This is a genomic window from Cupriavidus malaysiensis (assembly GCF_001854325.1).
GTDB lineage: Bacteria > Pseudomonadota > Gammaproteobacteria > Burkholderiales > Burkholderiaceae > Cupriavidus > Cupriavidus malaysiensis.
Window position 1 is genome coordinate 1,525,683 of sequence record NZ_CP017755.1, and the last position, 24,121, is coordinate 1,549,803.

Below are 24,121 nucleotides of genomic sequence, written 5' to 3' on the forward strand. Positions count from 1 at the left end.
CGGCCGCCAGGGCCCTGCAGGGGCGCTCAGCCGCGCGCCGCCGCGTGGCGCCGCAGGCGCGGCCCCAGCGCCGAGGTGGCGACGCCCAGCGCGATCAGCGCCAGGCCGGCGGACAGGTCCGGCGAGATGCGCTCGTGGAAGGCCAGCGCCGACAGCAGCAGGCCCAGCAGCGGCACGCACAGCATGGCGATCGAGGTGGCCGCGGGCGGCAGCGTCTGCGTGATGTTGAGCACCACGATGAAGGTCAGTGCGGTGGCCAGCGGCCCCGTATAGAGCACCACCGGCCAGACCGCGCCGAGCGCTGCCGTGCTCGGCAGGCCGTCGCGCAGCAGCGCCAGCGCCAGCAGCGGCAGCGTCGCCACCGCGCATTCCCAGGGAATCATGTCCGCGCCCAGGCGCACCTCGCGGTGGGCGCGCAGCTGGATGATGTTGACCGACCAGGCCAGCGAGGCGCCCATCAGCATCAGCAGGCCGAGTGCCAGGTGGGCCTGCCAGTGGGCCAGCGCCGGCGCCACGATGAGAATGATGCCGCCGTAGCTGAAGGCGGTGGCCAGCCACTGGGCGCGCGACAGCTTCTCGCGCAGGACCAGGGAGGACAGCGGGATCACCCAGATCGAGGTGGCGTAGGCGATCACCGAGGCGCGCCCGGGCGGCACGTACTGCAGCGCCCACAGCGCCAGGGCGGTGAACGCCGCCATCTGCAGCAGGCCGACGCCCAGCACCAGCGGCCATTCGCGCCGCGTGGGCAGGCGCAGGCGGCCCAGCAGGGCCAGCACGGCGAAGCTGATGAGCGCGGCGGAACCGAAGCGCGCGGCGGCGAACCACAGCGGGCTGACGTGGGTCAGGCCCAGCTTCATCACCGGCCAGTTGCCGCCCCAGATGACCACCGCGCCGGCCAGCGGCAGGAAAGCGCGGATGCCGCCGCGGGCGGCGCGGCCGCCGTCCTGGCCGGAGGGCGTGGCCGGCGTGGCGTGGGCGGCGGGAAGGGTGGGGCTGGCTGGGGAGGCTGGCATGGCGCAAGGGAAAGAGGCTGCCGCGGCCACTTGCCGCGGATGGGATGAGTCTAGGGCGCATTGCGCCGCAGCATTTCCCGTATTTCGCTGCCCCAGCCTATCGGTTCAGCATAGAATGCTGCCCATGCCATTTTCAGGAGCATGATGTGCTGGACGTCGATCTCGATGCCACCGATATCCGGATTCTCAGCGAACTGCAGCGCGACGGCAGCTTGACCAATGTGGAGCTGGCCAGCCGCGTCAACCTGTCGCCTTCGCCCTGCCTGGCGCGCGTGCGGCAGCTGGAGAAGCAGGGCGTGATCTCGCGCAAGGTGACCCTGCTCGATGCGCGCAAGCTGGGCCTCAAGGTGGTGGTCTTCATCCAGGTGTCGCTGGACAAGCAGCGCCGCGAAACCCTCGACAGCTTCGAGCGGCGCATCGCCGGCCTGCCCCAGGTGATGGAGTGCTACCTGATGTCGGGCGATGCCGACTACCTGCTGCGGGTGGTGGTGCCCGACGTGGAGGCGCTGGAGCGCCTCATCATCGACCAGATCACGCGCATCCCCGGCGTGTCCAGCATCCGCTCCAGCTTCGCGCTCAAGCAGGTGCTGTACAGCACGGCGCTGCCGCTGGGCTGAGCACGCCGGCCCGGGCGGCCCGGGCGGCTCGGGCGGCCCGGGGCGCTCAAGGGCGATTCAGGCGGGCGCGGTGCGCCGGCACTCGCGCAGGTAGCCGTGCAGCGCCAGCCGCACCTGCCGCCGCAGCCGCTCGTGGTCGACGCGCGCGCCCGCGCTGATGCAGGCGCGCGCGATCAGTCCGTAGACCAGGGTCTGGGCGGTGGCCGCGGCCTCCTGGGCATCGACTCCGGCCGGCCAGTCGCGCGCCAGCAGGAAGGCGCGCCGCCAGGCGTCGATGAAGCGGTCGTAGGTCTTCTGGTAGGCGGCCTGGCCCGAATAGTGGCGCTCCAGCAGGTAGAGCGGACCCCAGCGTTCGGGGGTGGGGCGGTGGTGGTCGATGTTGACGTCGATGAGGCGCTCGGTGACGTCGCGCAGGCGGCGCCCCGCGCAGTCGTCGAGCGCCTGTCCCATGGCCTGCAGGATGGCCTTGGTGCGCAGGTGCAGGCAGACCCGCACCAGTTCTTCCTTGTTGGCGAAGTACTCGTAGAAGGTGCCCAGGCCCACGCCGGCGAGGTCGATGATGGCGCGGATCGTGATGCCGTCGTAGTCGCCCGTCTGCACCAAAAGCCGAACAAAGGCTTCCTGGATGGCCAGCGAGGTCTGCCAGGAGCGGGCCTGGATGGGTTTGCGGCGCGTGCGGGACGGGGCTTTGGCGGGCAGCGGCATGGTTCTCCGGAAGCCGAACAGTCGGGGGCGCATTCCTTCCTAGAATGACCGCTCGACTATACCAAGGGCGGGCCGGGCCGGAGCGGCCGGGCGCCGCCGGCCAAGGAGACCCGCCATGACATGGAAGACCCACGACGTCAGCAACCAGGTGCCGGAGCTGAAGGACTACAACCTCTACGCCACGGACCTGCCGCTGCAGCGTGCCGTCGAGCGCGGCGGCGCCGGCTGGCATGCGGCCGAACTCAGCCGCCAGGGCGCCGAGCTGGGCTCGGAGGCGATGCTGCGCCGGGCCGAGGCTGCCAACCGCTACACGCCGGAGCTGCACACGCACTCGCGCCTGGGCGAGCGAATCGACCAGGTGCGTTTCCACCCGGCCTGGCATGAGGTGATGCAGATCGCGCGGCGCAGCGGCCTGGCCAACCTGCCGTTCGCCGACAGCCGGCCGTCGGCCTGGGCCGCCTACGGCGCCGCGCAGTACATGCACAGCCAGATCGAGTCGGGTTCGCTGTGCCCGACCAATATGACCCAGGCCTGCATCCCCGTGCTGCAGAAGGAGCCCGCGCTGTACGAGCGCATCGGGGCCAGGCTGCTGGCGCGCGACCACGATGCGCGCGACCTGCCGGCCGAGCAGAAGACCTCGATCACGGTCGGCATGGGCATGACCGAAAAGCAGGGCGGCAGCGACGTGCGCGCCAACACCACGCGCGCCGTCAGCCTGCGCGGCGAGGGGCGCGGCGCCGAGTACCTGCTGACCGGGCACAAATGGTTCTTCTCGGCGCCGATGTGCGACGCCCACCTGGTGCTGGCCAATACCGAGGCGGGCTCGTCCTGCTTCTACGTGCCGCGCTGGCGGCCCGACGGCAGCAAGAACGCGGTCGAGATCCAGCGCCTGAAGGACAAGGTGGGCAACCGTTCCAACTCCAGCAGCGAGGTGGAATTCAAGGAAGCCTGGGGCATCCTGGTCGGCGAGGAGGGGCGCGGCATTCCCACCATCCTGGAGATGGCCACCTACAGCCGCCTGAACTGCGCCCTGTCGAGCGCCGGTTTCCTGCGCCAGGCGCTGGCGCAGGCCCTGCACTACGCGCGCCACCGCCGCGCCTTCGGCAAGATGCTGGTGGAGCAGCCGCTGATGCGCCGCCTGCTGGCCGACCTGGCCCTGGAGAGCGAGGCCGCCATGCTGCTGTCGATGGACCTGGCCAGCGCCTTCGGCGAAGACGACGAGGCCGTGGTCGGCTGGCGTCGCGTGCTGACCCCGGTGGCCAAGTTCTGGGTGTGCAAGCGCGCGGTCGAACTGACCGGCGAAGCGATGGAAGTGTTCGGCGGCAACGGCTATGTCGAGGACGGCCCGATGGGGCGGCTGTTCCGCGACGCTCCGGTCAATTCGATCTGGGAGGGCTCGGGCAATGTGATGTGCCTGGACGTGCTGCGCGCCATCAGCCGCAAGCCGGGCGACTTCGCCGCGGTGCTGGCCCGCCTGCAGGCGCTCGGCGGCGGCGACGCCCGCGTCGCGGCCAGCCTGCGCAAGCTGCAGGACGCGCTGGCGCTGCCGCCCGAGGTCCAGGAAGCCGAAGCGCGCCGCTTCACCACCCGCCTGGCGCTGACCGCGCAGGCCTGCCTGATGCTGCGCCATGCCGATCCGCTGGCGGCCGAGGCCTTCGTGGCCAGCCGCTTCGATGCCGATTGGGGCGCGGTGGCGGGCATCAGCGCCGGGCTGGGTCGCGGCGCCGACGAAGCACGGCTGCTGGAGATGGCCTGGGCGGCCTGAGCCCGATCCATCGGTCCCGGCGGCGGGCACCCCCGGACCTGCCGCCCGGCCCGCAGCGCGCGGCGGCCGCGCCGTGCGCGATCACGACTACGACTACGACTACGTCCACGACAGATGGGAGACACAGCTTGAACCTTGTCGCAATGCTCGAGGCCACGGTGCGCAACCAGCCGCACCGGCCGGCGCTCCGCTACGAAGGCGCAACCCTCAGCTACCAGGACTTCAACGCCATGACGCGGCGTGCCGCCACCGTGCTGCAGGGGCGCGGCGTCACGCGCGGCAGCCGCGTGGCGCTGATGTGCACCAACACGCCCGGCTTCCTCGTGGCCATGTTCGGCGCGCTGCGCCTGGGCGCGGCGGTGGTGCCGGTCAACCACAAGCTGCAGGCGGCGGAAGTGGACTACATCCTCGCGCATAGCGGCGCCCGGCACTGCATCCACGACGGGCGCTTCGCCGCCGTGCTGGCGGGCGTGTCGGCGCCGCTGCAATGCCTGACCACGGCCACCGCCGCCGCCGGCAGCGACGACTTCGATGCGCTGGTGGCCGCGGCGCCGGAGCACGCCGGCATCGAGCCGGATGTCGGCGATCTCGCCGAGATCCTCTATACCTCGGGCACCACCGGCAAGCCCAAGGGCTGCCTGCACACCCATGCCAGCGTGTTCGCCGCCGCGCTGGGCACCGCCGCCGGCATGTCGATCACGCGCGAGGAGCGCATGCTGGTGGCGATGCCGATCTGGCATGCCTCGCCGCTCAACAACTGGACCCTGTCGACGCTGCTGATGGGCGGCACCGTGGTGCTGCTGCGCGAGTACGAGCCGGCCGCCTTCCTGCGCACGATCCAGCAGGAACGCACCACCTGCACCTTCTGCGCGCCGGTGGCGCTGCTGGCGCCGCTGCATGCGGTCCCGGACTTCGCCGCCTACGACCTCGGCTCGATGCGGCTGTGGACCTGCGGCGGCGGCCCGCTGGGCGCCGGGATGGCGCGCCGGCTGGCGGATGCCTACCGCTCGCCGCACTTCGTGCAGGTCTACGGCATGACCGAGACCGGGCCGCTCGGCACCGCGCTCTATGCCGACGAGGCCATCGCGCGCGCGGGCTCGATCGGGCGCGCCAGCATGCCGGGCGTGCAAATGCGCGTGATCAAGGACGACGGCAGCCCGGCCGGGCCCGGCGAAGTGGGCGAGATCCGGCTGCGCTCGGACGCGATGATGCAAGGCTACCTCGATGATCCCGAAGCCTCCGCGAACGCCTTCGACAGCGATGGCTGGTATGCCAGCGGCGATCTCGCGCAGGTGGACGAGGACGGTTACTTGACCATCGTCGACCGTGCCAAGGACATGGTCATCACGGGCGGGGAAAACGTCTATTCGAAGGAAGTCGAGGACGTGCTGAGCACGCATCCGCTGGTGCAGGACGTGGCGGTGATCGGACGGCCCCACCCCGAATGGGGCGAGACCGTGACCGCCTGCGTGGTGCTCAAGCCGGGCGCGGCACCCGGCGCGGCCGACGTCGAGGCGCTGCGCACCTTCCTGGCGCCACGCCTGGCGCGCTACAAGATTCCCCGCCGCGTCGAGCTGTACGACACGCTGCCGCGCACGCCTACCGGCAAGCTGATGAAGCACGTGCTGCGGGGGCGGGCGGTGTAGCGGCGGGGGCGCACTCTTACGGGGATGGGGGCATCGAGCCGTTGACGCAGATCACGTAGATGACCGAGCCCGTGCCGGTGAGCGGTATGTTGTAACCGCTCAGGTCGGGCAGGTTGAAGAGCGCGCCGTTGCCACCGTAGGTCGTGCCGATCACATTGTAGAGACCGGGGTATTGCCCCTGGAACAAGGCCCTGCCATCGGCGGGCAAGTACCAGCTGTTGCTCGTCAGGCTTGGATTGCCGAGGTTGGTCGCGACCATCCACACCGTGCCGAGTATGCAGCTGCTTGGGCCGGTCGCACCGGTCGCTCCGGTCGCTCCGGTCGCGCCCGTGACGCCGGCGCTGCCCTGCGGCCCCGTCGCGCCGGTGGCTCCCGTCACACCCATGGCTCCTGTCACACCCGTCGCACCCGCAGCGCCGGTGGCTCCGGTGGCGCCCGCCGGGCCGGTGGCTCCGGTGGCCCCCGCCGTCCCCGTGGCACCCGTTACACCGGTAGCCCCGGTCGCACCCGTCGCGCCAGTGGATCCGGTTGCGCCCGTGGCGCCGACGGGTCCGACGGGTCCGACGGGTCCGACGGGTCCGACGGGTCCGACGGCGCCAGCGGGGCCGGTCGCGCCGGTCGCCCCGATCGCGCCGGTTGCGCCGGTTGCGCCGGTTGCGCCGGTTGCGCCGGTTGCGCCCGTCGTACCCGTGTAGCCCAAGGCCCCGGTCGCCCCGGTCGCCCCGGTCGCTCCCGTTGCGCCAGTGGGGCCGGTCGCTCCCGTGGCACCCGCCGCGCCGGTGGCGCCGGTAGCACCCGCTGCACCCGTGGCCCCGGTCGCTCCCACGGCGCCGGTCGCCCCAGTGGCGCCTGTAGCCCCCGCAGCCCCCGTCGCGCCGGTGGCCCCCGTGGCGCCCACGTTGCCATTGGCGACATCCTGCTTGATCGCCGCCAGCGTCGCGTTGGCCGCCGTCAACTGGGCGCGCAGCGCTTCGAGCTTGTCGTCGTAGCTGTCGCCGTTCTTGGGCTGGAACGCCTGGTTGAGCAGGTTGAGCCCGCGCACGTCCACGCCCAGGTTGGACAGGCGCTGCTGGGTCAGCAGGATCGCGCTGTCGAGGCGGCCGCTGATCTGCGAGGCGGAATTGGCCGACAGGCCGCTATACACCGACTCGGTGTCCGAAGTGCCGGCAGCCGCGGCCACCACCAGTTCGGTGAGCGGCGTGATGTTGGTGTTGCCGGCACTGGCGATGAAGGTGTGCAGCACGCTGCCGTCCGGCGCGACCACGCGCCCGACGCAAGGCAGGACGAGGCCGGCCGAACTGACCTTCCAGCTGCCGTCGGAGCCCGTCGTTGCCGAGGCTTGACCCTGCACGCACTTGAGCAGTACCTGGGCGCTCGCGATGGGCGAACCGATGGCCGCGATGCCGTTGATGCTGGCAACTTGCGGCGCCGCGCCATTGCTGCTGACCGGCGCGGCGTCGTCGCCGCCGCCGCACGCGCTCAGGAGCGTGCTTGTCGCGAGCGACAGGCACAATGCCCAACTGGATTTCCGCATGATTTTCCCCAAAACAATTTGTCGTTGTGAAATGATCCGGTCGCATGCGCTCCGGACCTGTTTGCGTCTTCTTGGTCTATCCGAGTGGATATGGTGCGTGTGCATCGGGCGCGACATCGTTTGCCAACAAAGGGCCAGCGACGCAGGCCATCCGCTACCATTCGGAAATGACCGAGCGGATTATATTGTTCAATCTGATAATGTTGTCAGATTCGACAAAATCACTAGACATTAGCGATACACGGCGGCCGGGCGTCTGGCCGGCCGGTGCGCGGAGAAAGGAAAGGACGGCAAGGTGAGCGGTATCTGCCTGAACATGATCGTCAAGAACGAGGCGCCGGTGATCACCCGCTGCCTGGCCTCGGTCAGGCCGTGGATCGATCGCTGGGTCATTGTCGACACCGGTTCGACGGATAGCACGCAGGACATCATCCGGGACTTCATGCGCGGCGTGCCCGGGGAACTGCATGAGCGTCCGTGGCGCGATTTCGCCCATAACCGCAACGAGGCAATGGCGCTGGCGCGGCCGCAGGCGGACTACCTGCTGTTCATCGATGCGGACGAGACCCTGCGCATGGACGCGGGTTTCCGCTGGCCAGCGCTGGACGGCGACGGCTACCAGTTCCGCTGCGAGCTGAACGGCTGGCAGTACCAGCGCAACGCCCTGGTCTCGGCGCGCCAGCCGTGGCGCTGGGAAGGGGTGCTGCACGAATACCTGACGCAGGATGCGCCGCACCGCTGGCAGAACCTGGCCGGCGCCGCCATCGTGGTCTCGCGCGACGGTGCGCGGGCGCGCGACAGCCAGACCTACCTGCGCGACATCGAGGTGCTGGAGCGCGCCCTGCGCGCTGAACCGGGCCATACGCGCTACCGCTTCTACCTGGCGCAGAGCTACCGCGACGCCGGCCTGCTGCAGCAGAGCCTGCAGGCCTACCGCGAGCGCATCGCGCTGGGCGGCTGGGAGGAGGAGTGCTGGTTCTCGCGCTTCCAGGTGGCGGTGCTGACCGAGCGGCTGGAAGCGCCCGCCGCCGAGGTGCGCGAGGCCTACCTGGCCGCCTACCAGGCGCGGCCGGTGCGCGCCGAGCCGCTGTGCGAGCTGGCGCGCTACCACCGCCTGCGCGGCGAATTCGCGCTGGCGCACCTGTACGCGCAGCAGGCCGCGGCGCTGGCGCGTCCTGCTGACACGCTGTTCCTGGACGATGCCGTCTACACCTGGCGCGCGCTCGACGAACTGGTGGTCAGCGCCTATTACGTCGGCGCGCTGGAGCAGGGCCGCGAGGCCCTGCGCCGGTTGCTGGCCGGCGCGGCCTATCCCGAGGCCGAGCGCGCCCGCATCGAGGGCAACCGCGTCTTCTACGGCATCTAACCTGGTGCCTCAGGCCTGGTCGGGCCGCCGCCCGGCGGTGGCGGCCGTCGCCGCGCGGCTGTTGCCGCCAGGGTCGCTCCGGTCGCCCCGGTCGCCCCGGTCGCCCCGGTCGCCCCGGTCGCCCCGGTCACCCCGGTCACCCCGGTCACCCCGGTCACCCCGGTCACCCCGGTCACCCCGGTCACCCCGGTCACCCACCGCGTCCGCGGGCGCGGGCGTCGGCGCATCCACGGCCCCGGCGGCCCCGGCGCTTGCCTCGCGTCGCGCGATCTCTTCGCGGGTGGAGGTGGACAGGTCCCAGGCGGCGATGAACAGCGCGGCGATCAGCGGGCCGATGACGAAGCCGTTCAGGCCGAACAGCGACATCCCGCCCAGCGTCGAGATCAGCACCACCCAATCGGGCATGCGCGTGTCCTTGCCGACCAGGATCGGCCGCAGCAGGTTGTCGACGGTGCCGATCACCACGGCGCCGAAGGCGATCAGCACGATGCCCTTGGCGGTCTCGCCGGTGAGCAGGAAGTAGATCGCAACCGGTCCCCAGATCAGGCTGGCGCCGACCGCCGGCAGCAGCGACAGGAAGGCCATCAGCACGGCCCACAGCAGCGCGCCCTGGATGCCGAGGATCCAGAAGATCAGCCCGCCCAGAGCCCCCTGCACGGCGGCCACGGCGAGATTGCCCTTGACGGTGGCGCGCGCCACCGTGGTGAACTTGCGCAGCAGGTGCTCCTTGTGGCCGGCCTCGAGCGGGATGGCGTGGATGATGCGGCGCGAGATGTCGGGGCCGTCGCGCAGCAGGAAGAACAGCAGGTACATCATCACGCCGAAACCGATCATGAACTGGAAGGTGTTCTGGCCGATGCTGAGCGCGCGCGTGGCGACGAACTGGCTGGCCTGGGCGGCGCCGGCGGTCAGCTTCTGCTGCAGGCCGCTGATGTCGGCCAGGTCCAGCCGCTCCAGCAGCTTGCCGAGCGAGGGCGGCAGCGCGTAGATGGCGCGCTGGAAGTAGTTGCCGAAGTCGATCTGGCCGGAGCGGATCTGCTGGAACACCGTATTGCCCTCCTGCAGCAGCGCCCCGGCGAGGAAGACCAGGGGCAGCACCACGATCAGCAGGCAGATGGTCAGCGTGAGCAGCGCGGCGAGGTTGCGGCGGCCGCCCAGCGCGCGCGCCAGCCAGTTGTTGGCGGGCGTGAAGATGATGGCGAGCACGGCGCCCCAGAACACCGCGCCCGCATAGGGCCAGAGCACGAAGCAGAAGGCCACGGAGACCGCGGCCAGCACGAGGTAGAAGGAGATCTGCTGCAGGCCGGACCGATCCCTGTCACGCATGTCGAAGTCACCTTGTCGGGGGCGCAGTCCCCGCGCCGCCGGGTGGCGCGGGCTGCCGAAGCTCCAAGCTTACCAAGTCCGCGTGACGGCGCGTGTGTGCCGGCGGCCTCCGCCCGCGGAGTCAGCCGGGTGCGCCGAGCGCCGCGCGCAGCGGAAAGCGAGCGGTGAGCGCGCCGCCCAGCGACGGGCGGCCGACCCGGTAGCGGTGGCATTCGCCGCCGCTTTCGAAGGACAGGCTGTCCGGCTGCCAGCGCAGCGCGTCGATGCGCCAGGTCTCGACGCCGCGCACGCTGATGGCGCCGTCGTGGACCACCACGGTGGTGCAGGGCAGGCGGACGGTTTCGCGGTCGCCGGGCAGGAAGTCGGCTTCCAGCAGGATGGAAGTGGCAAGAAAGGCAGGCATGGGACTTGGCAAGGCGTGTAACGATACTGTACGGATATACAGTATAATTCTGACCCGCTGGGTCGGGAATAGATCAGGGAATGCCCAGCGTCTTTCCGAGTTCCCGGCCGAACGTCCTCCTGCTTTGGTGTGATACTGTGGCTTTCCGCGCCTCGGCCCGGCGCTGGATTGCGTGTAATGCCTTGATTTGGAAGAACAAATTGTCCAGGGAAAATCTGATCAGCATCCGCGGCGCGCGCCAGCACAATCTCAAGGAAGTCGACCTCGACCTGCACACCGGTGAGTTGACCGTGGTGACCGGGCCGTCCGGTTCGGGCAAGTCCAGCCTGGTCTTCGACACCCTGTACGCCGAAGGCCAGCGCCGCTACGTCGAAACCTTCAGCGCCTACGCGCGCCAGTTCCTCGACCGCATGGACCGTCCGCAGGTGGATCGCGTCGACGGCGTGCCGCCCGCGATCGCCATCGACCAGACCAATCCGGTGCGCAGCTCGCGTTCGACGGTCGGCACCATGACCGAGCTGAACGACCACCTGAAGCTGCTGTACGCGCGCGCGGCCGAGCTGTTCGACCGTGACACCGCCCAGCCGGTGCGGCACGACACCCCCGAGACCATCTATGCCGAGCTGCTGGCGCGCACCGCGCCTGGCACCGCGCACGCGGGTGCGCGCCTGGTGGTGACCTTCCCGGTCGAGCTGCCCAGCAGCACCACCGAGGAAGAGGTGCAGCAGTGGCTGTCGGTGAGCGGCTATACGCGCGTGCAGGCGCAGCGCGAGGCGGACTCGCCGACCGGGCGGCGCAAGATCCTGGACGTGGTGGCGGACCGCTTCCGCCTGCCGGGAGCGGACAAGGCCCGCGTGATCGAGGCGCTGGAAGCCTCGCTCAAGCGCGGCGGCGGACGCGTCGACGTCCACGTGCTGGCCGAGGAGGGCGAGGCGCAGTTGTGGCGCTTCTCCACCGGGCTGCATTGCCCGGACAGCGACCTGCGCTATGCCGAGCCCCAGCCGGCCTTGTTTTCCTTCAATTCGGCCTACGGCGCCTGCGACACCTGCCGCGGATTCGGCCGCGTGATCGGCGTGGACCTCGGCCTGGTGATCCCCGACGGCCGCAAGAGCCTGCGCGACGGCGCCATCAAGCCGATGCAGACGCCGGCCTGGAAAGAATGCCAGGACGACCTGATGCGCTACGCGGCGCGCGCCGGCATCCCGCGCGACATTCCCTGGGAGCAGCTCAGCGAGGCCGAGCGGCACTGGGTGGTGCACGGCTCGCCGGAGTGGGACGGCCAGTGGAACAAGCAGTGGTACGGCGTGATGCGCTTCTTCGACTACCTGGAGTCGAAGGCCTACAAGATGCACATCCGCGTGCTGCTGTCGAAGTACCGCAGCTATACGCCCTGCGAGACCTGCGGCGGCGCGCGCCTGAAGACCGAGCCCCTGCTGTGGCGCCTGGGTAGCCGTGACAACGCCGATGCCGTGCTGGCACCGGCGCAGCGTTTCCTGCCGCGCGGCACGCACTGGCAGCGCGAGCAGCTCGAAGCGCTGCCGGGCCTGACCGTGCACGACCTGATGCTGCTGCCGATCGAGCGCATCCGCCGCTTCTTCGACACCCTGACCCTGCCCAGCGCGCTGCTGGACGATGCCCTCAAGCTGCTGCTGGCCGAGGTGCGCACGCGCCTGAAGTACCTGTGCGACGTCGGCCTGGGCTACCTGACGCTGGACCGCCAGAGCCGCACGCTGTCGGGCGGCGAGGTGCAGCGCATCAACCTGACCACGGCGCTGGGCACCTCGCTGGTCAATACGCTGTTCGTGCTCGACGAACCCAGCATCGGCCTGCACCCGCGCGACCTGAACCGCATCGTCGAGGCCATGCACCGCCTGCGCGATGCCGGCAACACCTTGGTGGTGGTCGAGCACGATCCGTCGGTGATGCTGGCCGCCGACCGCCTGATCGACATGGGCCCGGGACCGGGCGAGCGCGGCGGCACCATCGTCTTCGACGGCACGCCGGGGCAGATCCGCGGCGTCGCCACGCTGACCGGCGACTACCTCGGCGGACGCCGCCGCGTGGCCGACGCCACCCACTGGCAGCGCCGGCCGGTGGCGGACGACACGCCGCGCATCGTGCTGGAGGGTGCCAGCGAACACAATCTGCAGGACGTCACGGTATCGATCCCGCTGCACCGCCTGGTATGCGTGACCGGGGTGTCGGGCTCGGGCAAGTCGACGCTGCTGCAGGACGTGCTCTACCCGGCCATGGCACGCCACTTCGGCAAGGCCACCGAAGCGCCCGGCGCCTACCGCGCGCTGTCCGGCGCCGGCCAGGTCAGCGACGTGGTCTTCGTCGACCAGTCGCCGATCGGCAAGACCGCGCGCTCGAACCCGGCCAGCTACGTCGGCGCCTTCGACGAGATCCGCAAGCTGTTCGCCAAGGCGCCGGTGGCGCTGCAGCGCGGCTACACCGCCGGCACCTTCAGCTTCAACTCGGGCGACGGGCGCTGCCCCACCTGCGGCGGCTCGGGCTTCGAGCACGTCGAGATGCAGTTCCTGTCCGACGTCTACCTGCGCTGCCCGGACTGCGACGGCACGCGCTACCGCGCCGAGGTGCTGGAGGTCAAGATCGAGCGCAGCGGCGCCGACGGGCGGCCGCGCCTGCTGAGCGTGGCCGACGTGCTGGACCTGACCGTCAGCGAGGCGGCCGCGCTGTTCGCGCGCGATGCCGGCGTGCTGCGCGTGCTGCAGCCGATCGAGGACGTTGGGCTGGAGTACGTCAAGCTGGGCCAGCCGGTGCCGACGCTGTCGGGCGGCGAGGCGCAGCGCCTCAAGCTGGCCGGCTTCCTCGCCGAGACCGCGCAGGCCACCAGCGGGCGGGTCAGGCCCTTGCCCGAGGAAGGCAAGCTCTTCATGTTCGACGAGCCCACCACCGGCCTGCACTTCGACGATATCGCCAAGCTGATGCGGGCCTTCGGCAAGCTGCTCGACGGCGGCCATTCGCTGATCGTGATCGAACACAACCTGGACGTGATCCGCGCCGCCGACTGGCTGGTCGATCTCGGCCCCGAGGGCGGCGACGCGGGCGGGCGCGTGCTGTGCGAAGGCACGCCGGAAACGGTCAAGCGCTGCGCCGCATCGCATACCGGCCGGGCCCTGGCGCAGTACGAGGAAGCGATGGCGGCCATGGCCGCCGCGGCGAGCGAGGCGGCCGCGCCGGCAGCGGAGGGAGAAGGCGAGGGACTGCCACTGCAGACCGCGCTGCAGGCGGCTCGGGCACGGCGCCTGCCGCCGCAGTCGGTGCGCATCGTCAACGCGCGCGAGCACAACCTGAAAGCGCTCGACGTCGACATCCCGCACGGCAAGTTCAACGTGGTCACCGGCGTGTCGGGCTCGGGCAAGTCCACGCTGGCCTTCGACATCCTGTTCCACGAGGGCCAGCGGCGCTACCTGGAATCGCTCAATGCCTATGCGCGCTCCATCGTGCAGCCGGCCGGCCGGCCCGAGGTGGACGCGGTGTACGGCATCCCGCCGACCGTGGCGATCGAGCAGCGCCTGTCGCGCGGCGGCCGCAAGAGCACGGTGGCCACCACCTCCGAGGTCTGGCACTTCCTGCGCCTGCTCTACGTCAAGCTGGGCATCCAGCATTGCATCCACGACGGCACGCCGGTGACCTCGCAGAGCATGGAATCGATCGCCGCGCAGCTGCTGCGCGATTATCGCGGCCAGCATGTCGGCCTGCTGGCGCCGCTGGTGGTGAACCGCAAGGGCGTCTATACCGACCTGGCCAAGTGGGCCAAGGCGCGTGGCAACACGCACCTGCGCGTCGACGGTGAATTCCTGCCGGTCGATCCCTGGCCGCGCCTGGACCGCTTCCGCGAGCACACCATCGAACTGCCGGTGGGCGACCTGGTGGTGTCGCCCGACGACGAAGGGCGCCTGCGCGAACTGTTGGCGCAGGCGCTGGAGATCGGCAAGGGCGTGATGCACCTGCTGGCGCCGCTGGACGGGCTGGACCACGCCATGCGCCAGGGCGGCACGGCGCGCGTGGGCGAGACCAAGGTCTTCTCCACCAAGCGCGCCTGCCCGGTGTGCGGCACCAGCTATGCCGAGCTCGACCCGCGCATGTTTTCCTACAACAGCAAGCACGGCTGGTGCACGAGCTGCGTCGGCACCGGCCTGCAGCTGACGCGCGAGCAGCGGGCCGCCTACGACGACACCGTGCTGGCCGAGGACGGTCGCGGGCGCGAGCAGACCCTGCCCTCGGAAGAGCAGGAGCCCGAAGGCGTGGGTGAGACGCCGTGCGCCGATTGCGGCGGCACGCGGCTGAACCCGGCGGCGCGCGCGGTCACTTTCGATGCCTGCGCCATCGTCGACGTGGCGCAGTGGACCGTGTCCGACACGCGCGCCTGGATCGCCGGCCTGTCGCTGTCGGGGCGCGACGCCGAGATCGCGCGGGACGTGGTCAGCGAGATCCGCAGCCGGCTGGAGTTCCTGGAGGAGGTGGGGCTGGGCTACCTGAGCCTGGACCGCGCCGCGCCCAGCCTGTCCGGCGGGGAAGCCCAGCGCATCCGGCTGGCGGCCCAGCTCGGCAGCAACCTGCAGGGCGTGTGCTACGTGCTGGACGAGCCGACCATCGGCCTGCATCCGCGCGACAACCGGATCCTGCTCGACGCCCTGCGCAAGCTCGGCGACAAGGGCAACACGCTGGTGGTGGTCGAGCACGACGAAGACACCATCCGCCGCGCCGATCACATCATCGATATCGGACCGGGGGCGGGCAAGCGCGGCGGCAGCCTGGTGGCCCAGGGTGGCGTGGCCGAACTGGAGGCCAGCGCCGCCTCGACCACCGGCCGCTTCCTCGCCAATCCCATGGTGCATCCGCTGCAGCCACGCCGGCCGGTGCGCCCGGGCCGCGCCGGCGGACCGGACGAGCAGGCCGAGCCGGCGCAGTGGCTGACCGTGCACGGCGCCTCGCTGCACAACCTGCGCAAGGTCACGGCCGCGCTGCCGCTCGGCCGGCTGGTGGCGATCACCGGTGTGTCGGGCTCGGGCAAGTCCACGCTGGCGCGCGATGTGCTGATGGCCAACCTGCTCGACGCGGTGGGGCGCTCGGTGCTGTCGTCGCCGGCCACGCGCCGCGCGCGCGCCGCCGCGCAGAAAGAGGCCGCCGAGGCCGGCAAGGCCAAGGCGCGCGCCAAGGTCGAGGCGCGGCCCGAGTGGCGGGGCTGCGAGCAGATCACCGGCTGGGAACAGATCGACCGCGTGCTGGAAGTCGACCAGACGCCGATCGGCAAGACGCCGCGCTCCTGTCCGGCCACCTACATCGGGGTGTGGGACACCATCCGCAAGCTGTTCGCCGACACCCTGGAAGCACGCGCGCGCGGCTACAGCGCCTCGCGTTTCTCCTTCAACACCGGCGATGGCCGCTGCCCGGCCTGCGAAGGCCAGGGCGTGCGCACCATCGGCATGAGCTTCCTGCCGGACGTCAAGGTGCCATGCGATGTCTGCCACGGGCAGCGCTTCAATGCCGAGACCCTGGCCGTCACCTGGCGCGGCAAGAACATCGGCGATGTGCTGACCATGGAGATCGACGAAGCCGTCGAGTTCTTCGCGGCCATGACCAGCATCGCCCACCCGCTGCAGCTGATGAAGGACGTGGGCCTGGGCTACCTGACGCTGGGCCAGCCGTCGCCGACGCTGTCCGGCGGCGAGGCGCAGCGCATCAAGCTGGTGACCGAGCTGTCCAAGGTGCGCGACGACATCACGCGCCGCGGGCAGAAGGCGCCGCACACGCTGTACGTGCTGGACGAGCCCACCGTCGGCCTGCATATGGCGGACGTGGCGCGCCTGATCCGCGTGCTGCACCGTCTTGCCGACGGCGGCCACAGCGTGGTGGTGATCGAGCACGACCTCGACGTGATCGCCGAGGCCGACTGGATCCTGGACCTGGGACCGGAGGGCGGCGCGGCGGGCGGCACCATCGTCGGCGCGGCCGCGCCGGAGGCGCTGGCGCGGCTGCAGGCCAGCCACACCGGCGCGGCGCTGGTGCCGGTGCTGGCGCGCCAGGCGCCGGCGGCGGCACGGGAGGCGCGCGAAGCGTAGGCGCGGCGGCCGGCGTGTCGGCAGGCACGTCAGCCAGCGCCGGCCGGCGCGTCAAGCGGCGGTAAGCAGCGCGGCCACCGCCGGGAAGACCTCGTCGCGCCAGCGCGGGCCGGTGAAGAGTTCGTAATGTCCGCTGCCGGCCACCATCAGGTGGTGCTTGTGCCGGGCCGCGAGGCCGCTGCACAGGTCGGCCGCGGCCCGTGTCTGGCCGGGGCCGGCGATGTCGTCGAGCTCGCCCTCGACGGTCAGCAGCTCGATGCCGCGGATGTCCTGGGGCCGCACCGGCCGGCCGCCGACGCTCCAGTCGCCGCGCGCCAGGCGGAATTCCTGGAAGACGATGCGGATCGTGTCGAGGTAGAACTCCGCGGCCATGTCGATCACCGCGTTGTACTCGTCGCAGGTGCGCAGGTGCAGGGCGGCCGCGGCGCGGTCGCCCTGCATCAGGTCCATGTAGTAGTCCCAGTGCGATCCCATCAGCCTGGACGGGTGCGCGGCGACGAGGCCGGCGTGCTGCAGGAAGCTGGGATAGACCCGGCGCCCCGCGCCTGCGTAGCGGGGTGGCACGGTGTGGATCAGGTGGCGCGCGAACCAGGAGAGCGGCTGGCGCAGCGCCAGCCGGTCCACCGCGGTCGGATTCTCGCGCGCGTCGATCGGGCCGCCCACCAGGGTCAGGCTGGCCGGCAGAGGCTCGCCGGCGCTGGCCAGCAGCGAAACCGCGGCCAGCGCCGGCACCGTGGCCTGGCAGACCGCCAGCAGATGGCGGGACGGCGCCTCGATGGCGCGCAGGAAATCCTGCAGGTAGGCCACGTAGTCGTCGAGATGGAAACTCCCGGCCGAAAGCGGCACCTCGCGCGCATCGATCCAGTCGCTCACGTAGACGTCGCACAGCGGCAGCAGGGTCGAGACCACCTCGCGCAGCAGCACCGCGTGATGGCCGGCCAGCGGCGCGCACAGCAGCACGGCCGGGCGCGTCGCCGCGACCGCCGCCGGTGGCGGCGCGAAGCGCAGCAGGCGGCAGAAGGGCCGCTCGGTGATCACCTGTTCCTGGATGGGCAGTTCGCGTGCGCCGTCAGGCACCGAAGCAATGGCGAAGTCCGGCTTGCCATACTCGCGCCCCAGGCGCGCCAGCATGTCGCAGCCGGCCGCCACGCAGGGCGCGCCAGGCATGCGCGCCAGCGGGCTGTCCGGGTCGGCGAAGGCGCGCGTCAGCTCGGAGGCCCAGTCGGAGACGGGCGTCAGCAGCGAACGCTGGTATTCGAGGAGCTGGTACAGCATGGGGAGTTCCGGACAGTGGGCGGGAGGCAGGCGCCAGCGGATGCGGCCCGTTTCCTTTCACTATACGTGCAGGTGCCCGCGCGGCAAGCTTCGCGTGGCCGCCTCCATTCTCCATTGTCCGGAGTTTGCTACATGGAATCCGCCGGCCATCCACGCCTGCCGCAATGCGGGATTCCACGGGATGGCCACCGGATCCGTGTCGCCTTGTGAGTGACAGGGCAGCCCTGCGCCGGGCTTTTGCGGCGCCCGGCGGGCGCCGCCGCCTGGCGCGGCCCCGTCCGGGGCAGGCGCGCCAAGGCGGGGAGATGGGGGGTCTCAGGCCGCCGGGGCCAGCGTCACCAGCTGGGCGCCGTCCTGCACCTGGTCGCCCACGGCATACAGCACTTCGCCGACCACGCCGTCTGCCGGCGCCGTCAGGGTGTGCTCCATCTTCATCGCTTCCATCACCACCAGCGGGTCGCCCTTGCGGATGGTCTTGCCGGCCTCGACCATGACCGCGATGATGCGCCCGGGCATCGGCGCCGCCAGCTTGCCGCCATCGGCCTCGGCGGCACTGGCGTGGCGCAGCGGATCGACGATGTCGAGCCGCACATGCCGGCCAGCCTGGAACACATGGACGGCGTCATCCTCCAGGTGGTAATGGCCGTGCAGCGTGCGGCCGCCCAGCACCACGGTGCAGCTGCCATCGTGGGCCACGGCGCGGAAGGGCTCGCTGCGGCCGTCGAAGCGCAGCCATTCCCCGGCCGCGGTGGCCTGCAGGCGTGCCCGCAGTTCGCCGTCGGCGGCGCCGAACAGGTAGTCCGTGTGGCTGTCGCCATTGAGGCGCCAGGCCCCGGCACGCACCCAGGGCGAGTGGGGATCGGCCTCGTCGACGCGGCGCTCGGCCGCCTCGCGCGCCTGCAGCGCCGCCACCGCCAGCGCGATGGCCTCCATGCCCACCGGCGCCGCCGGCGGGAACAGCACTGCCCGGTTGCGTTCGATCAGCCCGGTGTCCAGGTCCGCCTGCGCGAAGGCCTCGCACGCCACCAGCCGCTGCAGGAAGGCCACGTTGGTCGACAGCCCCACCACCTGGTAGGCCGCCAGCGCCTGGCGCATGCGCGCCAGCGCCTCGTCGCGGTCGCGCCCCCACACGATCAGCTTGGCGATCATCGGGTCGTAGTAGGGGCTGATGGTGTCGCCCTCGCGCACACCCGCGTCGATGCGCACGCCGGCCGGGCCGTGCGGGTTGCCGTCGACCGCGCCGCCGCGCATGAACTGCACCGCCGCCGGCGTGCGCAGGTAGCGCAGCGTGCCGGTCGAGGGCAGGAACTGCTTGTCCGGGTTCTCGGCGTAGATGCGCGCCTCCAGCGCGTGGCCGTCGATGCGCAACTGCTCCTGCGCCAGCGGCAGCGGCTCGCCCGCGGCCACGCGCAGCTGCCACTCGACCAGGTCCTGCCCGGTGATCATCTCGGTCACCGGGTGCTCGACCTGCAGCCGCGTGTTCATCTCCATGAAGTAGAAGCTGCCGTCCTGGTTGGCGATGAACTCCACCGTGCCGGCGCCCACGTAGCCCACCGCGCGCGCCGCGGCCACCGCCGCCTCGCCCATGGCGCGCCGGCGTTCCTCGCTCATGCCCGGCGCCGGCGCCTCTTCCAGCACCTTCTGGTGGCGCCGCTGCACCGAGCAATCGCGCTCGAACAGGTAGACGCAGTGGCCCTGGCTGTCGGCGAAGACCTGGATCTCGATGTGGCGCGGGCGCGTCAGGTACTTCTCGACCAGCACGCGCTCGTCGCCGAAGCTGGCCAGCGCCTCGCGCTTGACCGAGGCCAGCGCGGCCTCGAAGGCCTCGGGCGCCTCGACCACGCGCATGCCCTTGCCGCCGCCGCCGGCGCTGGCCTTGAGCAGCACCGGGTAGCCGATGCGGTCGGCCTCGCGGCGCAGCAGCGCCGGGTCCTGGTCCTCGCCGTGGTAGCCGGGCACCAGCGGCACGGCGGCGGTCTCCATCAGCTGCTTGGCCGCGCTCTTGCTGCCCATGGCGCGGATGGCCGAGGCCGGCGGGCCGATGAAGACCAGGCCGGCGGCCGCGCAGGCCTCGGCGAAGCCCTCGTTCTCGGAGAGGAAGCCGTAGCCGGGGTGGATGGCCTGGGCGCCGGTGGCGCGCGCCACCTCGATGATGTGGTCGGCGCGCAGGTAGCTGTCGCGCGCGGCGGCGCCGCCGATGTGCACGGCCTCGTCGCAGAAGGCCACGTGGCGCGCGTCGGCGTCGGCGTCCGAGTACACCGCCACGGTGCGGATGCCCAGCCGGCGGCAGGTGGCCGCCACGCGGCAGGCGATTTCTCCTCGGTTGGCGATCAGGATCTTGTTGAACATAGTGTCTCTACCTGTGTGGTGTAGGGGCAGGATCGGCGCTGGTCGAGGTGCGCTCTCATCACTTCCCGTTCCGGTCTGGGTGGCTACGGGGTCGGGAGGGGGCCGCCGTGCCGCCGCGCGTTAGACGCGGTCTGGACGTGGTCTGGACGCCGTCATGCTGGCAAGTGCCAGCCCTCTCCCCCGGCCCCTCTCCCGCGAGCGGGAGAGGGGAGCAAAGCTCGTGTCGTGCGCAGGCTCAGGCGGGACGCCAGGCTGGTGTGCGTTTCTCCAGGAAGGAGCGCACGCCTTCGCGGCCTTCGTCGGAGGCGCGGATGGCGGCGATGCGCTCGGCGGTGTCGGCCAGCAGGTCGTCGTCGATCGGGCGGCCGGCTACCTCGCGCACCAGGCGCTTGCTTTCGCGTACCGCGTTCGGGCTGTTGGCGACCAGCGCCGCGCTGATCTCGTTGACCTTGGCGTCGAGCGCATCGGCGCCGGCCACGGCATGGACGAAGCCCAGGCGCAGCGCCTCGGCGGCATCGAAGCGCTCGGCGGTGATGAAGTAGCGGCGCGCTGCCTGCTCGCCCATGGCGCGGATCACATAGGGGCTGATGGTGGCGGGCAGCAGGCCCAGGCGCGCCTCCGACAGGCAGAAGTGCGCATGGTCGGCGGCCACGGCGATGTCGCAGGCCGCGGCCAGGCCGACGCCGCCGGCGTAGGTGTCGCCATGGATGCGGGCGATCACCGGCTTGGGGCAGGACCAGATGGTGTACAGCATCTCGGCCAGCGTGAGCGCGTCGGCATGGTTCTCCTCATTGGAGTAACCGGCCATCTTCTTCATCCAGTTCAGGTCGGCGCCGGCGCAGAAGGCCGGGCCGTTGCCGGCCAGCACGATGGCGCGCACCTCGGGCTCCGCGCCCAGCGCGCGGAAGGCGCCGGTAAGCTCCGCGATCACGGTCTCGTTGAAGGCGTTGCGCACGTCCGGGCGGTTCAGCGTGACCGTGGCGACGTGGCGGGCGGTAGTGACGGTGAGGGTGGTGAATTCCATGGGGCGATCCTGTAGATGTCGGCCACTCACATGCGGAAGACGCCGAACTTCATGTCTTCGATCGGTGCGTTGAGGCTGGCCGACAAGCCGAGGCCGAGCACGGTGCGGGTCTGCGCCGGGTCGATCACGCCGTCGTCCCACAGTCGCGCGCTGGCGTAGTAGGGGTGGCCCTGGTGCTCGTACTGGTCGCGGATCGGCTGCTTGAAGGCCTCTTCCTGCTCGGCGCTCCAGTTGCCGCCCTTGGCCTCGATGCCGTCACGGCGCACGGTGGCCAGCACGCTGGCGGCCTGCTCGCCGCCCATCACCGAGATGCGGGCGTTGGGCCACATCCACAGGAAGCGCGGCGAGTAGGCGCGGCCGCACATGCCGTAGTTGCCGGCGCCGAAGGAGCCGCCGATGATCACGGTGAACTTGGGCACCTGGGCGGTGGCGACCGCGGTCACCATCTTGGCGCCGTTGCGCGCGATGCCTTCGTTCTCGTACTTGCGGCCCACCATGAAGCCGGTGATGTTCTGCAGGAACACCAGCGGGATCTTGCGCTGGCAGCACAGTTCGATGAAGTGCGCGCCCTTGAGCGCCGATTCGGAGAACAGGATGCCGTTGTTGGCGACGATGCCGACCGGGTAACCCCAGATGCGGGCGAAACCGCACACCAGCGTGGTGCCGTAGCGGGCCTTGAACTCGTCGAAGTCGGAGTCGTCGACGATGCGCGCGATCACCTCGCGCACGTCGTACGGCTTGCGCGTGTCGGTGGGGATCACGCCGTACAGCTCTTCCACCGGGTAGCGCGGCGGCTTGGGCTCGTGCAGGCGGATCTGGTCGGGCTTGCGGCGGTTCAGGTGCTGGACGATATTGCGCGCCAGCGACAGCGCGTGCAGGTCGTTCTGCGCGAAGTAGTCGGCCACGCCGGACAGGCGGGTGTGCACGTCGGCGCCGCCCAGGTCCTCGGCGCTGACTTCCTCGCCGGTGGCGGCCTTCACCAGCGGCGGGCCGCCCAGGAAGATGGTGCCCTGGTTCTTGACGATGATGGACTCGTCACTCATCGCCGGCACGTAGGCGCCGCCCGCGGTGCAGGAGCCCATCACCACGGCGATCTGCGGAATGCCCCGCTTGGACAGGTTGGCCTGGTTGTAGAAGATGCGGCCGAAATGGTCGCGGTCCGGGAACACCTCGTCCTGGTTCGGCAGGTTGGCACCGCCGGAGTCCACCAGGTAGATGCAGGGCAGGTTGTTCTCTTCGGCGATCTCCTGCGCGCGCACGTGCTTCTTCACCGTCATCGGGTAGTAGGTCCCGCCCTTGACGGTGGCGTCGTTGCAGACGATCACGCATTCCTGGCCGGCCACGCGGCCGATCCCGGTGATGATGCCGGCGCCGGGCGCCGCATCGTCGTACATGTCGTAGGCCGCCAGCTGGGACAGCTCCAGGAAAGGCGTGCCCGGATCGAGCAGTTGCTGCACGCGGTCGCGCGGCAGCAGCTTGCCGCGCGCCAGGTGCTTGTCGCGCGCGGCTTCGCCGCCGCCTTCGGCGAGCTTGGCGATCTTGGCCTTGAGGTCGGCCACCAGGGCCTGCATGGCCTCGGCATTGGCCTTGAAGGCCTCGGCGCGGGCATTGAGCTTGGATTCGAGGATGGGCATGGGGTCTCGCGGTTCGGGGCGGATCAGGGCGGATCGGGTCCGGGGCGGGCGCGGCGGGCGCAGTGGCAGCGCGGCCCGCCGCGGCGCGGGCTTACATGGTCTCGGCGAACAGTTCGCGGCCGATCAGCATGCGGCGGATCTCCGAGGTGCCGGCGCCGATCTCGTACAGCTTGGCGTCGCGCCACAGGCGGCCGGCCGGGTATTCGTTGATGTAGCCATTGCCGCCCAGGATCTGCACCGTCTCGCCGGCCATCCAGGTGGCCTTCTCCGCCGTGTACAGGATCACCGCCGCGCAGTCCTTGCGCACCTGGCGCACGTGGTCGCTGCCGAGCGCGTCGAGGTTCTTGCCGACCGTGTACAGGTAGCTGCGCGCGGCCTGCAGCGTGGTGTACATATCGGCCACCTTGCCCTGGATCAGCTGGAACTCGCCGATGCTCTGGCCGAACTGCTTGCGGTCGTGGATGTAAGGGGTGATCACGTCCATGCAGGCCTGCATGATGCCGACCGGGCCGCCCGACAGCACGGCGCGCTCGTAGTCGAGGCCGCTCATCAGCACCTTGGCGCCGCCGTTCTCGGCGCCGAGGATATTTTCCACCGGCACTTCGACGTCCTCGAACACCAGCTCGCCGGTGTGCGAGCCGCGCATGCCCAGCTTGTCCAGCTTCTGCGCCACCGAGAAACCCTTCATGCCCTTCTCGACGATGAAGGCGGTCATGCCGCGCGCGCCCAGCTCGGGCTCGGTCTTGGCGTAGACCACCAGCACGTCGCAGTCGGGGCCGTTGGTGATCCACATCTTGGTGCCGTTGAGCACATAGCGGTCGCCCTTGAAGTCGGCGCGCAGCTTCATGCTGACCACATCCGAGCCGGCATTCGGCTCGCTCATGGCAAGCGCGCCGATCCATTCGCCCGAGACCAGCTTGGGCAGGTAGCGGGCCTTCTGCGCCGGCGTGCCGTTGCGGTGGATCTGGTTCACGCACAGGTTGGAGTGGGCGCCGTAGGACAGGCCCACCGAGGCGGAGGCGCGGCTGATCTCCTCCATGGCGATCATGTGGGCGAGATAGCCCATATTGGCGCCGCCGTATTCCTCGGCCACGGTGATGCCGAGCACGCCGAGGTCGCCCATCTTCTTCCAGGCGTCCATCGGGAACTGGTCGGTGCGGTCGATCTCGCCGGCGCGCGGCGCCAGCTCGGCCTGGGCCCAGTCGCGCACGGCGGAGCGCAGCATCTCGATGTCTTCACCGAGGTCGAATTTCAGTCCGGGGAGTTCGGTCATGGTCGTGTGCCTTTCGTCAATGGTTGAGCGCCGTTGTTCGGCTTGTCGTTCTGGCTTGCTGGCAGTCCTGCGCGACCGGTCCCGCGGGCGGGGCCGGACGCT

At 70.7% G+C, this 24,121-nt stretch carries 14 protein-coding genes and 1 pseudogene; 5 read left to right on the forward strand and 10 right to left on the reverse strand.

Annotation, left to right across the window (positions count from 1 at the left end):
- Positions 1 to 26: 26 nt before the first annotated feature.
- Complete coding sequence (locus BKK80_RS26360; RefSeq protein ID WP_232346478.1) at positions 27 to 857, reverse strand: DMT family transporter; 831 nt, start codon at positions 855 to 857, stop codon at positions 27 to 29.
- Between the two features lie 302 nt (positions 858 to 1,159).
- Between BKK80_RS26360 and BKK80_RS26365 the strand changes: the two genes are divergently transcribed.
- Positions 1,160 to 1,630 (forward strand): Lrp/AsnC family transcriptional regulator, encoded by a 471-nt coding sequence (locus tag BKK80_RS26365; RefSeq protein WP_071020544.1) that lies wholly within the window; start codon positions 1,160 to 1,162, stop codon positions 1,628 to 1,630.
- Positions 1,631 to 1,687: 57 nt separating this feature from the next.
- Here BKK80_RS26365 and BKK80_RS26370 read toward each other — a convergent pair whose 3' ends face one another.
- Positions 1,688 to 2,335, reverse strand: coding sequence for a TetR/AcrR family transcriptional regulator (locus tag BKK80_RS26370; protein ID WP_231908138.1), 648 nt, complete (start codon positions 2,333 to 2,335; stop codon positions 1,688 to 1,690).
- Positions 2,336 to 2,450: 115 nt separating this feature from the next.
- Between BKK80_RS26370 and BKK80_RS26375 the strand changes: the two genes are divergently transcribed.
- Positions 2,451 to 4,100 (forward strand): acyl-CoA dehydrogenase family protein, encoded by a 1,650-nt coding sequence (locus BKK80_RS26375; RefSeq protein ID WP_071039881.1) that lies wholly within the window; start codon positions 2,451 to 2,453, stop codon positions 4,098 to 4,100.
- A gap of 128 nt (positions 4,101 to 4,228) precedes the next feature.
- Positions 4,229 to 5,746: a class I adenylate-forming enzyme family protein gene (locus tag BKK80_RS26380; protein ID WP_071071924.1), complete on the forward strand. Its 1,518-nt coding sequence runs from the start codon at positions 4,229 to 4,231 to the stop codon at positions 5,744 to 5,746.
- A 16-nt stretch (positions 5,747 to 5,762) separates the two neighbouring features.
- On the opposite strand, the gene BKK80_RS35880 is transcribed toward BKK80_RS26380, so the two are convergent.
- The gene (locus BKK80_RS35880) at positions 5,763 to 7,280 is read right to left on the reverse strand and encodes a phage tail protein (RefSeq protein WP_084545769.1); all 1,518 of its coding nucleotides are present in this window, start codon (positions 7,278 to 7,280) and stop codon (positions 5,763 to 5,765) included.
- Between the two features lie 295 nt (positions 7,281 to 7,575).
- Between BKK80_RS35880 and BKK80_RS26390 the strand changes: the two genes are divergently transcribed.
- Positions 7,576 to 8,646 carry a glycosyltransferase gene (locus tag BKK80_RS26390; RefSeq protein ID WP_236903970.1) on the forward strand — a complete coding sequence of 357 codons (1,071 nt, stop codon included), beginning with the start codon at positions 7,576 to 7,578 and terminating at the stop codon, positions 8,644 to 8,646.
- Between the two features lie 291 nt (positions 8,647 to 8,937).
- Here the strand turns inward: BKK80_RS26390 and BKK80_RS26395 are convergent.
- Both BKK80_RS26395 and BKK80_RS26400 read right to left on the reverse strand, forming a co-directional pair.
- Positions 8,938 to 9,972: pseudogene (locus BKK80_RS26395) on the reverse strand (AI-2E family transporter); the annotation flags it as partial.
- A 121-nt stretch (positions 9,973 to 10,093) separates the two neighbouring features.
- Positions 10,094 to 10,375, reverse strand: a complete 282-nt coding sequence (locus BKK80_RS26400) for a hypothetical protein (RefSeq protein WP_071020534.1) — start codon at positions 10,373 to 10,375, stop codon at positions 10,094 to 10,096.
- 200 nt (positions 10,376 to 10,575) lie between these two features.
- Between BKK80_RS26400 and uvrA the strand changes: the two genes are divergently transcribed.
- Entirely contained in the window at positions 10,576 to 16,464 is a 5,889-nt protein-coding gene (gene uvrA, locus BKK80_RS26405; RefSeq protein WP_071071928.1) for an excinuclease ABC subunit UvrA, read from the forward strand.
- 51 nt (positions 16,465 to 16,515) lie between these two features.
- On the opposite strand, the gene phaZ is transcribed toward uvrA, so the two are convergent.
- The 5 genes from phaZ to BKK80_RS26430 all read right to left on the reverse strand — a co-directional run bounded on the left by phaZ (position 16,516) and on the right by BKK80_RS26430 (position 24,019).
- Positions 16,516 to 17,739, reverse strand: coding sequence for a polyhydroxyalkanoate depolymerase (phaZ, locus tag BKK80_RS26410; protein WP_071071930.1), 1,224 nt, complete (start codon positions 17,737 to 17,739; stop codon positions 16,516 to 16,518).
- Between the two features lie 315 nt (positions 17,740 to 18,054).
- The gene (locus BKK80_RS26415) at positions 18,055 to 20,088 is read right to left on the reverse strand and encodes an acetyl/propionyl/methylcrotonyl-CoA carboxylase subunit alpha (RefSeq protein WP_071071932.1); all 2,034 of its coding nucleotides are present in this window, start codon (positions 20,086 to 20,088) and stop codon (positions 18,055 to 18,057) included.
- A gap of 235 nt (positions 20,089 to 20,323) precedes the next feature.
- Entirely contained in the window at positions 20,324 to 21,112 is a 789-nt protein-coding gene (locus tag BKK80_RS26420; protein WP_071020523.1) for an enoyl-CoA hydratase/isomerase family protein, read from the reverse strand.
- Positions 21,113 to 21,138: 26 nt separating this feature from the next.
- Positions 21,139 to 22,746 (reverse strand): carboxyl transferase domain-containing protein, encoded by a 1,608-nt coding sequence (locus BKK80_RS26425; RefSeq protein ID WP_071020520.1) that lies wholly within the window; start codon positions 22,744 to 22,746, stop codon positions 21,139 to 21,141.
- Positions 22,747 to 22,837: 91 nt separating this feature from the next.
- Positions 22,838 to 24,019, reverse strand: coding sequence for an isovaleryl-CoA dehydrogenase (locus tag BKK80_RS26430; protein ID WP_071020517.1), 1,182 nt, complete (start codon positions 24,017 to 24,019; stop codon positions 22,838 to 22,840).
- Positions 24,020 to 24,121: the final 102 nt, after the last annotated feature.